Origin of the sequence: Yimella sp. RIT 621 (assembly GCF_004146205.1) — a bacterium.
Taxonomy (GTDB): domain Bacteria; phylum Actinomycetota; class Actinomycetes; order Actinomycetales; family Dermatophilaceae; genus Yimella; species Yimella lutea.
The window spans coordinates 45,429-58,144 of sequence record NZ_SEIP01000004.1; the positions used below are offsets into that span (position 1 = coordinate 45,429).

The following is a 12,716-nucleotide window of genomic DNA, read 5'->3' on the forward strand; positions in this document are numbered from 1 at the left end:
CGGGGCCGGGGACATCCGCGTCATCCGGGAGCCGCGCTCGGCTCTAGACTGACTGCTCGTGAATGGACTCGGCTGGACGCTGCACGGTGACGGACGCTCGATCGATCCGGGGCAGGTGGTGGCGCCGGACGAGCGGCTGAGTTGGCCACTCACGATCGGTATCGGCGCACAGCACGTCGTCGCGATGTTCGGTGCGACCTTCCTGGTGCCGCTGATCACCGGTTTCCCGCCCGCCACGACCCTGCTGTTCTCGGGTCTCGGCACGATGCTCTTCCTGCTGCTCACCGCCGGCCGGGTGCCGAGTTACCTGGGCTCGTCGTTCGCGTTCATCGCTCCGATCCAGGCGTCCATGACCAGCCACGGAATGGGCGCGGCGCTGGGCGGAGTGGTGGTCACCGGCCTGTTGCTGTTCGGTGTCGGACTGCTGGTGCAGACGGTCGGTGCCGGCTGGCTGCGTGTGCTGATGCCGCCGGCAGTGACCGGAGCGATCGTCGCGCTCATCGGACTCAACCTCGCCGGGCCCGCCAAGAACAACTTCCTGGTCTCCCCGGTGAGCGCGTTGGTCACGCTGTTGGTCATCGCGATCGTCACGGTCGTCGGCCCCGGGCTGATCGGGCGCCTCGGCATCCTGATCGGCGTCATCGCCGGCTACCTCACCGCAACCGCTCGTGGCGAGGTCGACTTCACCAAGGTCCAGAACGCGTCCTGGCTCGGCCTACCGCCCTTCCACGCTCCGTCGTTCCAGCTGTCCGCGATCCTGCTCTTCCTGCCGGTCGTCCTGGTGTTGGTCGCCGAGAACATCGGCCACGTGAAGTCGGTGGCGCAGATGACCGGGCGTGACCTGGACGACGTGTCGGGCCGCGCCTTGATGGCCGACGGTCTCGCCACCACGCTCGCCGGATCCGCGGGTGGATCGGGCACGACCACGTACGCGGAGAACATCGGTGTCATGGCGGCCACCAAGGTCTACTCCACCGCGGCCTACTGGGTCGCGGCCTGCTTCGCGGTGTTGCTGAGCTTCTGCCCGAAGTTCGGTGAGGCGATCGCCACCGTTCCGACGGGTGTGCTCGGCGGGGCGGGGGTGATGCTGTACGGCATGATCGGCCTGCTCGGTGCACGGATCTGGATCGAGAACGACGTCGACTTCGGCAACCCGATCAACCTCATGCCGGCGGCCGCCGGACTGATCATCGCGATCGCGGACCTGCAGTGGAAAATCGGCAACCAGACCTTCACCGGCATTGCGCTGGGCACGGTCACGGTGCTGCTCGGCTACCACCTGATGAACGTGCTCAACCGCGTCTCCGGCAATCTGCCCGACCCCGAGAGTCGACGTTCGGACTTGCTGGACGCCGAGCACAGGACCCCGGAGGCCTGACCGACCAGTTGCTCGCCCCTCGCAGGTCCAGTTCGAGTACCTGCGACGGGCAGATGTGCCCATGGCGCCGCGGCAACCGGTGGAGGACTGTCTGTCTCATAGGGGCATCGGTGGACAGAGCGCGGCCGGGGGGCCGCCGCCACCGGTGCACCTCAAGGGGGACACCATGCACATCTTCGGCATCGACAAACGCACCAGGACGATCAAGCTCGCCACCGCAGCTGCGGTCACGGCGACCGCGCTCACCGCAGGCGGTGTGGCGGTCTCGGCGAATCCGGCCCAGGCAGCAGTCCGCTCGTGCTCCGCCGGTACGCCGGCCACACAGCGTCCGGTACTGAAATACCGCGACGTCGGGAGTTGCGTGACCGAGTTGCAGCGCCGGCTCATCAGCCACGGAATCTCGGTTCCCGGCGGCGCGGACGGGTCCTTCGGGCCCGGCACGGTCACGGCGGTCAAACGATTCCAACAGGTGCGCCGGCTGCACGTCGACGGCATCGTCGGTCAGGTGACGTGGTCGACATTGGTGGGTACGGCTTCGAGCGGGGCAGGCGGCACCTATCGCACGACGCGCTGCGGCAACAACGGCAACAAGGTACTGCTGGTCTTCGACGACGCCTCGCCGAGCATGCGTAGCTACCGCAACCTGGTGGCGACGGCGAAGGCGAACAACATCGGCATCGGAGTGGCACCGAACGGAAACGCCGTGCGGGCCGGCCGAGCCGACCCGGCGTACGCCCGAGCGAACGGGATGCTGGTGGTCGATCACACCTACGACCACAAGGACCTCACCCGGTTGTCGTCCTCGCAGATCCAGTGGGAGATCACTCAGCCCTATGTCCGCAGCAACTACGTGCGGCCACCGTACGGCGCGTACAACGCCCGGGTGTCGTCCGTGCTGGCCAGGAACGGCAAGTACAACTGCATGTGGAACCTCGATCCGCGCGACTGGGACGGCAAATCGGCCTGGTCGGCGGCGAATTACATCGTCCGCAATGCCTCCGCGGGCAGCACCGTGGTGGTGCATCTGAACCACATGGGCGCCACTGCAAGCACCCTGCCGTACATCAAGAAAGGACTCGCAAACCGCGGTTTGACGATGTGTGCTCCGTGGAGCGGTCCGACCCGTGAGCACATGCCGCCGACCTACTGCTGACGCCGGTGCATCCATGACGGCATACTCGCGGTCATGGATGCACCCAGCAGCGGGCCGGAAACCATCGCGGAGTTCTACGCCCGGGTCGAGGCCGCCCTCGGTCCCGACGGGCGGCTGCCGGTGGCGGTGGAGGAGATGCCCGGTTGGGACATCTTCCCGTTCGAGATCGACTCTCTTCGGATCAAGCCGCTCGCACCGCTGGCCGACTCCGAACCGGATCGTCGGGGCGAGAACGAGGACGAATGTTGGTGCGCGGGCCCGTTCGAACCGAAGAGCGACGACCGTCTGGTGTGGTGGAACGAGAACTGGAAGCTGTCCACCGATCTGACCGGTTCGGGGCTGCCGATCATGCTCTGGCTCAGTCCGATGACGCACTGCGATCTGCCGACCATGCCGCCTGAAGTTGCGGCCGGGATCGGACCGTTGATGACGACGATCTCCGCGGCCGTCGAGGATCTCCCGAGCGTCGGACGCGTCCAATTGGCCAAGTACGGCGACGGTGGCGCGCACCTCCACCTGCTGTTCATGGGCCGTCCGTCCCGGATGCTGCAGCTGCGTGGCTCGCCCATGCTCGACTGGGAGGAGAACCTTCCGCGGGTCCCCGCAGACGTCGTCCGGCGCAATTGCCGTCCGATCGCCGAGGCGTTGACATCGACCTTCGGTGGCCAGATCGGTCCGGCGGCCGGCTGAATCTTCAATTCCCAGAACCCGATTCGGAATTCGAACGCAGCACACAGAACTGATTGCCTTCCGGGTCGGCCAGGGTGACCCACCCGCTGCCGGTTCCGACTCTGCCGCTCAGGAGTTCCGCGCGCACCTCAGTTTCCGCGGCCATGGGCAGGTCTCCCCATGGCTGCGGGGGGAGCCGATGCAGTGGCTTGCGTGTCCCACCTCCGGTTCAGATCGACGGGGTCGAGGGTCCTCGTTACCACATGGGCACCGACACGAGCACGTTGCCGGCGATCAAGGAGGGTCTGAGCGATCGAGGCCTGCAGATGTGTACGCCGTGGACGAAGACGACACCCCAGCACATGCCCGACAGCTACTGCTCCTGAACCGAGTAATCGCGCGCTGTGACCGGCAACGAGCGTGGCGGGGATCGGGGCACACCCTGCGTCCGCCTAGGATTGAGCTCATGTGTGGAATCGTCGGTTACTACGGTCCGGGCGGCAGCGAAGCCGTCCTGCGCAAGATGAACGACTGCCAGGTGCACCGCGGACCGGACGGTGAGGGCAGCTTCATCGAAGGCCCCGTCGGTCTGGGCCACCGGCGGTTGTCGATCATCGACGTTGCGCACGGTCAGCAGCCGATGCAGACGGCCGACGGGCGCTACACGATCGCCTACAACGGTGAGGTCTACAACTACCTCGACCTACGCACCGAACTCGAAGCGCTCGGCCACACCTTCACCACCGACTCCGACACCGAGGTCGTCCTGCAGGCCTTCGCCGAGTGGGGCGGCGACGCGTTCGACAGGTTCAACGGCATGTGGGGCCTGGCGATCTGGGACGCCCAGGAGCAGCGGCTGACGCTGTCCCGCGACCACTTCGGCATCAAGCCGGTCTACCTGGCCCAGGTCGGCGACACCCTGCTGTTCTCCTCGGAGATCAAGTCGATTTTGGCCAGCGGCCTGTACACCAAGGCCGTCAACGAACGCTCCCTCTACCGCTACCTGCGCTTCCGCATCCACGAGGACGGCCGCGAGACCTTCTTCGCCGGCATCGAGCGCCTCGAACCGGGCGAGATGCTGACCGTGGACGCCTCTGGTGTCGAGCGCCGGATGTTCACCCGGTTGCGTGAAGAACTCGCCGAGCTGGGTAAGCAGCAGCGTCCGTACGACGACGCCGCCGCGGCCGAGTACAAGGAGCGGTTGTTCGAGGCGGTGCGCCTGCGCCTGCAGTCCGAGGTGCCGGTCGGCACGTCCCTGTCCGGTGGGCTCGACTCCTCCGCCGTCGCCGTCATCATCAACCAGTTGCTCAATCAGGGCGATGCGACCACCAAGTCGGTCGGTGCACGCCAGAACACCTTCTCGGCGGTGTTTCCAGGTTCGGCGAACGACGAGGAGAAGTACGTCGACGCGGTGCTCGACATCTGCGAGGGGCAGGTCGACTCGCACAAGATCCTGCCGACGGCCGATGAGTTCAAGCAGGATCTGCTCGACTTCATCCGTACCCAGGAGGAGCCGCTGATCTCCTCCGGGCCGTACGCGCAGTTCCAGGTGATGCGCGAGGCGACCAACCACGTCACCGTCCTGCTCGACGGTCAGGGCGCCGACGAGATGATGGCCGGTTACATCCCGTACTACTTCGTCTACCTGCGCCAGCTCAAGGCCCAGGGCAAGAAGGATGCCGCGCTCGAACTGTCCAAGAGCCTCGACGTTCTCTACCGCCTGGGTCGGTTCAAGCTGCAGGACAAGATCAAGCGCAAGAAAGTCATCCCGGCCACGGCGTTCATGAACTCGGAGTTCTCCTCGAAGTACGCGGGGGAGAAGTTCGCGACCGAAGGCAACAACCTCAAGTTGAGGTTGATCGAAGACCTGTTCCACAACTCGCTGCCCTCGTTGTTGCGCTACGAGGACAAGAACACCATGCGCTTCTCGCTCGAGGGACGCGTGCCGTTCCTGGACAAGGAGGTCGTGAAGTTCATCTTCAGCCTGTCCGACGAGGCGATCATCAAGGACGGCTGGAACAAGCGTGTCCTGCGTGACGCGACCCGCGGGCTCCTCCCGGAGATGATCAACCGCCGCCGCAACAAGATCGGTTTCACCACTCCGCAGGGCGAGTGGTTCATGCGGCTGAAGAACTACTTCTACAACATCTTCCTGTCCGAGGAGTTCGCGAACCGTCCCTATTTCGACCAGAACGAGGTGCTGCACGCCTTCGAGGGTTGGATCAAGGGCACCAACGGCGTGGACTCGATGACTTTCTGGCGTCTGCTCAACGTCGAGTTGTGGCTGCGCGAGTTCTTCGACGACAAGCCCGAGGTGATCGACGAGGGTCCGGTACGGATCAAGACCGACCTCGAGCCGAACGCCGACAAGCAGCTCGCGCTCACCACGAGCCTGGGCGAGCAGGTGACCCGCTACCCCCTGCGTAGCGAACTGGTCGACAAGGACACCGATCTCGACCCGTTCGTGATGGAGCACATCGATCGCTTCTTCGCCACGCTCGGCGCCGACGAGGAGCACTCGCAGGCGATGGTAGGCAAGCAGTGGTACTTCTTCATCTCCGAGAAGATCATCGCGATCACTCAGGGTCGCTCGTACTTCATCTGGGACATCAACGTCGGACGGCCGGCGCGGGTGCTGTCGAAGTACGTGACCCGCACGCCCGCAGGCATCGGCCTGGGCTCCCCGTTCACCATGCAGTTGGCCATCCAGGAAGCGGGCCTGCCGCGCGTCCTGTACGCCAGCGCCGGTGGCGCGGTCGGCAAGGTGCTGGGCAAGAAGGGCCTGTTCTACGAACTCGTGGGCAATGACATCCGGGCGATCGACGGACCGACGGAGTACTCCGCCTACCCCTCGAACGTCTCGGCGAAGTTGGCACCGAAGGACCCCGATGAGGTTGCCGCTCGGCTGTCCGAGCAGATCCGCTCGCGTGTGCCGCAGGCCTACCGCGACACCTTCGGCGGAACGATCGTCATGGACGCCAACGACATCGGCCGCAACGTTCTCGGGTCCGACGTCCCGGGCGACCAGGGCCGCTTCGAGGAGATGTTCGCCGACAACCCGCTCGGGCAGGGGTCTGAGCAGACTCCGATGGCGATCGTCGTCGTAGACTGACCCCGCCCCGTAGGTCACCCCGAAAGGTCACCCGGTAGGCCGGACGCCCGTCGTCGCAGTGTGCGGATGGCCGGTAGACTTCCCTCAACCCCAGCCGTACCTCCCAGGAGATCGTCCACGTGAGCACCCTCAACGTCCAGCTCGTCGCCGCCGACCGCAAGGTTTGGGAGGGCGAAGCCTCGGCGCTCTACGCGCGTACCGTCGAGGGCGAGCTCGGCATCCTGCCCGACCACACGCCGCTGTTGTCGGTTCTTGCCGAGTCCGGCGAGGTGCGGATCGAACCGGTGAGCGGTTCGCGCATGGTGGTCACCGTCGACGGCGGATTCATCTCGGTCGACCACAACTCGGTCACCGTCGTTTCCGACGCGATCGACGCCTCCGGCCTGGACGCCTGAGAAAGACGGCTTTGGGCGACGTCCTGCTCACCGCGGAGGTCGCCCTCGGTGTGCTCTTCGCGCTCCCCATAGCCTTCGTCTGTTGGGTGATCGTCCGACGTTGGTTGATCACCAAGGACCACCTGATGATCCTCATGGCTCGCCGCCGTGGGGATTTTTGGGTGATGGGCATGACGCGAACCCAGGCTGCGTCGATCGAGTGGTTCCCGGTGCTCGGGATCGGCCTCACACCCGGCTGGACGGTGCGACGTGAGGACGCCGAGTTCGGTCCGCCTCTGGCCGCGGAGAAGGTGCCGTCGGTGATCCAGGAGCCGGTGCTCGTCGACTGCACGGTCGGCGGCGAGGTGCACCGTCTTGCGATCAGCCGCGGTGACTACACCCAGCTGCGGTCGTGGTCGGAATCGTCCCCGCCCGGCTTCAACTCGGGGCGCTACTAGGCGCTACCAGCAACTGCGGGATCTCGAGCTTCGTCGCCCGGCGCGGTTCGGTCAGCGTTCGCCGCCCGGCACCCACAGCACATCCCCACCTGCATCCACGTTGGCGTACCGCGCAAGCACGAACAGTAGATCGCTGAGCCGGTTGAGATAGGCGGCGGTCAAGGGGTTCACTCCACCGCTGCCTTTCGCCGATCCGGCCGGTGCCTCGTCCGTGCCGTACGTCTCGATCGCAGCCCAGGTGGACCGCTCCGCCCGGCGGACCACCGTCCGACTCACATGCAGGTGCGCTGCACCCGCGCTGCCCCCGGGCAGGATGAACGAGCGGAGCGTCTCCAATCCCTCGTTGTAGCGATCGATGTCCTGCTCCAACTGGTCGACCCAGTCCTGCTTGACCCGCAGCGGCGGGTACTCCGGATCGGCGACCAGCGGGGAGCAGAGGTCGGCGCCCACGTCGAACAGATCGTTCTGGACGCGGAAGAGAGTCTTGTCGACATCTTCCCCGAGGTCGCCGCAGGCCACCGCGACTCCGATCGAACTGTTGGCCTCGTCGGTGTCGGCGTACGCCGCCAACCGCGGGTCGGTCTTGCTGGTGCGGCTGAAGTCGCCGAGGGCCGTTGTGCCCTTGTCGCCGGTGCGGGTGTAGATGCGGCTGAGGATGACCATGGCCCGATCGTGCCATGCCTCGCCTCGGGCGGGAGTTGCTCGGTCGTTCGACCAGGATTCGGCGCCGAACCAATATCACATACGTGATGAAACCGTGACCCCACCCTGGTGTGAATTCCACCGGAGCGGTGGCCTAATGGACGCACAGACACACCGCACCTTGGGAACTTGGGGGTTCCAATGTCGGACTTCGTGGCCCGATCCACCCGTCGTCACCGCTACAAGAGTGTGCCCGGATTCGAGGTCCATCAGGTCCTCCCGGGCACCGAACTCGCGGTCATCGGCGAGCTCAACGTCAACACCATCTCGGTCGTCCGCGACGCGCTGAGCGCCGCCATCGATTCCGGGGAGGGTGAGTTGCGGGTTCGGCTGCACGGAGCCGAGGTGATCGATGCGGCCGGACTCGGCGTGCTGGTTGGCGCGGATCGCCGGGCGGCCAAGGCTGGTCGCCATCTGGTGCTGACGGACGTGTCGCCCCGTCTCGACCGGGTCATCCGCAGCACGAAGCTCAGTCGCGTGTTGACCTGGACGACGCCTGCGGTCGCCGCAACCGCCTGACGCTCAACCGATCGCGGTTGCCGAAGCGCGTCGCGGATCGGCTGCCGCCTGCAGGTCACCGTCGGGGCGACGCTTGGCCGCGGCCACTCCGCCGAAGTACATCGCGTGGCGGGCATGCCCGACGTGCGGTGCGTCGATCCGTGCGGCGGCAGCTTCCAGCGCCTTGTCCGGTTCGGTCTCCAGTCGGATCGAGCGAGACGAGAAGTCGACGCTGACATGTGCACGCGGTGCGTTGATCGCGTCCTGCAGCGCGACATCGGACAGGCAGTGGGCAGCGAGTACCTGCATGAGGGCGGTCGTGATGCGGTCGGCGCCCGGACTCCCGATGGCGAGCATCGCGCCGTCGTCGTCCTGCCCGGTGGTCGGCGCCATGTTGGATGCGAGCCGGGTGCCGGGAGCCACCGCATGAATCCCTCGGCGGTTCAGTTCCGGCTCGCCCAGGCAGTTGTTCAGCACGAGTCCGGTGCCGGGCACGGTGACGCCGGAGGAGTACCCGGCGGACGACGTCAGTGCGCACGCGTTGCCGCGACTGTCGACCGCACTCACGTGAGCGGTGTCCGTCGAGGTGGGCAAGGTGGCCAGATCATTGCCTTCCAAGGCGCGCAACAGGTCGGCCCCGGCGATCTCGAGATCCGCGGCGGCATCCAGGCTGCCGGCCCGATAGGTCAACACCTCGCGCTGCACCTGCAGCACGTCGTCCGCGGTGGCCCCGCGTCGCTGGATCAGGCGAAGCATGGTGGCCAGTACCGGCCCGCCGATCGAGGGTGGGGGATTGGTAGCGAGCCGCCACGGTCCGACCCGGTCGACCGTCGCCGGACGCACCCGCGCCTCGTAAGCCGAGAGGTCCTCCAGCGTGATGAGCCCGTCGTTCGCCTGGAGATGATCGGCCACCCGGCGTCCGAGATCCCCGCCGTAGAGCAGCGAAAACCCTTCTGAAGCAAGCAGATCCAGGGTGTCGGCGAGTTCCGGCACAGTGAGCATCGTGCCCACGGTCGCCGGGTGATCGCCGACGAAATGTGCCTTCCGGGTCTGCGGGTCGAATCCGTAGAGCGCCTGGCCGACGATTCCGAGGTAGCTCGCCGCAGCGGCGCCGAGCCGGAAACCGCGGCGTCCGATCTCGATCGCCGGAGCCATGATGTCGGCCCACGATGCACGCCCGTGCCGGGCATGGGCCTCCTCGAAGGCCTTGAACGATCCTGGGGTCGCTGCGGAGCCGGCGCCCGCGTAGATCGTGATGCCGCCTCCGTAGTCGAGATCGACCTCGCGCAGGCCACCGCCGAAGCGGGTGCTCGGCAGGCCGCGCCCGGGCATCTCGCAGTTGCCGTCAACGACGATCGGGTCGCCGCCGTCCGGCCAGATGTTCACGAACGCTCCACCCAGCGCAGAGACGATTCCGGGTTCGCTCACGTAGGTGACAAGCATCGCCGCGATGGCAGCGTCCACGGCCGTGCCGCCGAGGTGGATGAGATCGAGACCGGCCTGCGCCGCCAATGCATTGGGTGCGGCCACGGCGCCGCCGCGGCCCCGGAAGAGCTCGTCCTCGGCCATCAGAACAACCGGGAGTCGGCGTCGTCGATACCGCGCAGCGCATCGTAATCCAGTGTCACGCAACGGATTCCACGATCCTGAGCGAGCGTACGAGCCTGCGGCTTGATGAGCTGCGCCGCGAAAACACCCTCGACGGGCGCCAGCACCGGATCACGGTTCAGCAGTTCGAGGTAGCGGGTCAACTGCTCGACGCCGTCGATGTCGCCCCGACGCTTGATCTCGACGGCCACGGTTGCGCCGTCGGCATTGCGGCACATGATGTCGACCGGGCCGATCGCGGTCATGTACTCGCGTCGGATCAGGGTGTATCCGTCGCCGAGAGTGGTGATGTGCTGAGCCAGCAGTTCCTGCAGCTGCGCCTCCACACCGTCCTTCTGCAGGCCCGGGTCGATGCCCAGGTCGTGGCTGGTGTCGTGCAGCACCTCGTACAGGCGCACGCGCAGGTTGTCCTCGCTCTTGGCGTGCTGGACGAACCACACCTTGTCGACACCTTCGGTGCGCTCGTCGTCCGTCGGATCGAGTTCGACCAACGAGCACGGGGGAGTCATCCAGTTCAACGGCTTGTAGGAGCCACCGTCGCTGTGCACCAGCACGGAGCCGTCAGCCTTGACCATCAGCAGGCGGGTGGCCATCGGCAGGTGGGCGGTCAGGCGTCCGCCGTAATCGACGCTGCATCGGGCAATCACAACTCGCACCGGGGCAGCCTAATGCGGACGGTGACCGGCTCGATCGGGCAGACCGCGGTCTGGGAGACTTCGGGGCATGACGCAGCAGATCAAGTCGGTGGGTGTGATCGGCCTCGGCACCATGGGTGCGGGCATCGTCGAAGTCTTCGTGAAGGCGGGCATTCCCGTCGTCGCGGTCGACGGCACGAAGGAACTCGCGCAGCGGGGCAAGGGCTTCCTGACCGGCTCGCTTGATCGCCAGATCAAACGCGGCAAGCTGGACGAGGCGGGGCGGGACGAGATCGTCTCGCGTGCAACCTTCAGCGATCGACTGAGCGACCTGGCCGACGTCGATCTGGTCATCGAGGCGGTGCCGGAGCGCCTGGAGATCAAGACCTCGATCTTCACCGAGCTCGACGGGATCGTCCGGCCCGATGCGGTGCTGGCGACCAATACCTCGAGTCTGTCGATCACGCAGATCGCTGCTGCGACCGAGCACCCCGAGCGCGTCATCGGCATGCACTTCTTCAACCCCGCGCCGGTGCTTGCTCTGGTCGAGGTGATCACCACGATCCTGGTCGACCAGAAGTTGGTCGAGGCCGTCCGTGACCTCGCCGTCACCCTCGGCAAGAAGCCCGTCGTCGTCGGTGACCGGGCAGGGTTCGTGGCCAACGCGCTGCTGATCACCTACCTGGCCCGTGCGATTCGCACCTACGAGACCGGTCACGTCAGGCGCGAGGACCTCGACGACGCCGCCCGGATCGGCATCGGTTTCCCGATGGGCCCGCTCACCCTTTCCGACCTCATCGGCCTCGACGTCGTCAAGGAGGTCTGCGACGTCCTGTACGACGCCACCAAGGAGCCGTCCGCCGCCCCGCCCGCTCTGCTGCAGCAGATGGTCGCCGCAGGTCGCCTCGGTCGCAAGACCGGCCATGGGTTCTACCAGTACGAGAAGGCCGGCTCGGGCGCTGTCGTCGACGCGCCCGAGCCCGTTTCCGCGCCGAAGGGTGCCTCTCAGGTCGCGGTCATCGGCGAGGGCGCCGTCGCCGACGAACTGGTGCGCGTGCTCGACGAGGGTGGCGTGCAGGCTCTCGCCTACGGGTCGTCCTCGGACGAGCTGCCCGAATCGGTCGACCTGGCGTTCCTGGTCGGCAGTGGCTTGACCGACTGCGCGTGCGGCCCGGAGGGCTGTGCCGACGGGGAGTGCGAGTCGCACGAGGAAGGCGCGGCCTGGTTCGGGGATCTCGTCGAGGGACTGTCGGAGGGCACCGTGGTCGCCGTGCTCGACGAGGACGCCGAGTTCCACGCGGCCGGGAGCATCGCGCAGGACGTGCGCCCGGTCGTCGTCCGACTGCACGCAGCCACCAAGGCCGGTCAGGTCGTCGAGATCGGGCGGTCGGGTGAGCAGAGTGCCGTGGACCTGGTCCACGGCACCCTCGCTGCTGCCGGCCTGCGCACGATGGTCGCCCGCGACCGTGCCGGCCTGGTCGTCGACGCGCTGCTGTTGCCGCATCTGAACGACGCGGTCAAGATGGTCGACTCCGGTTACGCGAGCGTCGCCGATGTCGACACCGCGATGACCGCAGGGTGCGGCTACCCGCAGGGCCCGTTCGCCTACATCGACCAGATGGGCGCGGACGCGGTGCTCTTGGGACTGCTGCGGATGTACGACGAGACCCGCGAGCCGGGTCTGAGCCCCTCACCGTTGTTCGACGAGCAGATGATGAGCGGTCGCGACTTCACGGACACGTCGGCCTGACGTGCCCCGGCGCAACCACCGCAAGGATCGGCCCGAGCGGCCGGACCTGTCCCGGTTGCTCGACGTCGGCGTCCGGATCGACAGCTACCTCGGGCAGCGCTGGAACGTGCGGTCGGTGCGCGGCAACAGCAACGGCCGGGTGTATGTGTGTCCGGGCTGTCAGCAGCAGTTGAGCAGTGCCCTCGCGCATGTGGTGGTGTGGCCGGCCGAAGGGCTCGGTGATCTCACCGACCGGCGGCACTGGCACACGCCGTGCTGGACGGCGCGGGACCGACGTCCACCGAAGGGATCGTGGCGCTGAGCAGTCCCCGGTGTTGAGCATCGTGATGGCGAGGGCGATGAAGGCCGGTGTTCTGCGGTCCATGCGCCGAGGATGGCC

Annotated in this window: 13 protein-coding genes; 10 read left to right on the top strand and 3 right to left on the bottom strand. The window is 66.7% G+C overall.

The features are described from left to right. The first annotated feature begins 52 nt into the window (after positions 1-52). The 7 genes from EU513_RS04915 to EU513_RS15760 all read left to right on the top strand — a co-directional run bounded on the left by EU513_RS04915 (position 53) and on the right by EU513_RS15760 (position 7,144). On the top strand, positions 53-1,378 hold the full coding sequence (locus EU513_RS04915; RefSeq protein WP_129624787.1) for a uracil-xanthine permease family protein: 1,326 nt from the start codon (positions 53-55) through the stop codon (positions 1,376-1,378). 166 nt (positions 1,379-1,544) lie between these two features. Next, complete coding sequence (locus EU513_RS04920; RefSeq protein ID WP_168990150.1) at positions 1,545-2,531, top strand: peptidoglycan-binding protein; 987 nt, start codon at positions 1,545-1,547, stop codon at positions 2,529-2,531. A 33-nt stretch (positions 2,532-2,564) separates the two neighbouring features. Next, positions 2,565-3,221: a hypothetical protein gene (locus tag EU513_RS04925; RefSeq protein ID WP_129624789.1), complete on the top strand. Its 657-nt coding sequence runs from the start codon at positions 2,565-2,567 to the stop codon at positions 3,219-3,221. 242 nt (positions 3,222-3,463) lie between these two features. After that, the gene (locus tag EU513_RS16535) at positions 3,464-3,586 is read left to right on the top strand and encodes a hypothetical protein (protein ID WP_255407415.1); all 123 of its coding nucleotides are present in this window, start codon (positions 3,464-3,466) and stop codon (positions 3,584-3,586) included. Positions 3,587-3,666: 80 nt separating this feature from the next. Beyond that, complete coding sequence (asnB, locus tag EU513_RS04935; protein ID WP_129624790.1) at positions 3,667-6,312, top strand: asparagine synthase (glutamine-hydrolyzing); 2,646 nt, start codon at positions 3,667-3,669, stop codon at positions 6,310-6,312. Positions 6,313-6,431: 119 nt separating this feature from the next. Beyond that, positions 6,432-6,707 carry a F0F1 ATP synthase subunit epsilon gene (locus EU513_RS15755; RefSeq protein WP_141927884.1) on the top strand — a complete coding sequence of 92 codons (276 nt, stop codon included), beginning with the start codon at positions 6,432-6,434 and terminating at the stop codon, positions 6,705-6,707. Between the two features lie 11 nt (positions 6,708-6,718). Further along, positions 6,719-7,144, top strand: a complete 426-nt coding sequence (locus tag EU513_RS15760) for a DUF2550 family protein (RefSeq protein WP_168990151.1) — start codon at positions 6,719-6,721, stop codon at positions 7,142-7,144. Between the two features lie 51 nt (positions 7,145-7,195). Here the strand turns inward: EU513_RS15760 and EU513_RS04945 are convergent, their stop codons facing one another. Next, positions 7,196-7,807, bottom strand: a complete 612-nt coding sequence (locus tag EU513_RS04945; RefSeq protein WP_129624792.1) for a cob(I)yrinic acid a,c-diamide adenosyltransferase — start codon at positions 7,805-7,807, stop codon at positions 7,196-7,198. 192 nt (positions 7,808-7,999) lie between these two features. Between EU513_RS04945 and EU513_RS04950 the strand changes: the two genes are divergently transcribed. Next, positions 8,000-8,365 (top strand): STAS domain-containing protein, encoded by a 366-nt coding sequence (locus EU513_RS04950; protein WP_205744676.1) that lies wholly within the window; start codon positions 8,000-8,002, stop codon positions 8,363-8,365. Positions 8,366-8,368: 3 nt separating this feature from the next. Here the strand turns inward: EU513_RS04950 and EU513_RS04955 are convergent, their stop codons facing one another. Together EU513_RS04955 and nucS are read right to left on the bottom strand one after the other, a co-directional pair. Further along, the gene (locus EU513_RS04955; RefSeq protein WP_129624794.1) at positions 8,369-9,913 is read right to left on the bottom strand and encodes a gamma-glutamyltransferase; all 1,545 of its coding nucleotides are present in this window, start codon (positions 9,911-9,913) and stop codon (positions 8,369-8,371) included. After that, the gene (gene nucS, locus EU513_RS04960) at positions 9,913-10,608 is read right to left on the bottom strand and encodes an endonuclease NucS (RefSeq protein ID WP_129624795.1); all 696 of its coding nucleotides are present in this window, start codon (positions 10,606-10,608) and stop codon (positions 9,913-9,915) included. Before nucS ends, EU513_RS04955 begins: the two co-directional genes overlap by 1 nt. Positions 10,609-10,675: 67 nt before the next feature. Between nucS and EU513_RS04965 the strand changes: the two genes are divergently transcribed. Together EU513_RS04965 and EU513_RS04970 are read left to right on the top strand one after the other, a co-directional pair. Beyond that, positions 10,676-12,337: a 3-hydroxyacyl-CoA dehydrogenase gene (locus EU513_RS04965; RefSeq protein ID WP_129624796.1), complete on the top strand. Its 1,662-nt coding sequence runs from the start codon at positions 10,676-10,678 to the stop codon at positions 12,335-12,337. A gap of 1 nt (position 12,338) precedes the next feature. Next, positions 12,339-12,638, top strand: coding sequence for a hypothetical protein (locus tag EU513_RS04970; protein ID WP_129624797.1), 300 nt, complete (start codon positions 12,339-12,341; stop codon positions 12,636-12,638). The last annotated feature ends 78 nt before the right edge of the window (positions 12,639-12,716 follow it).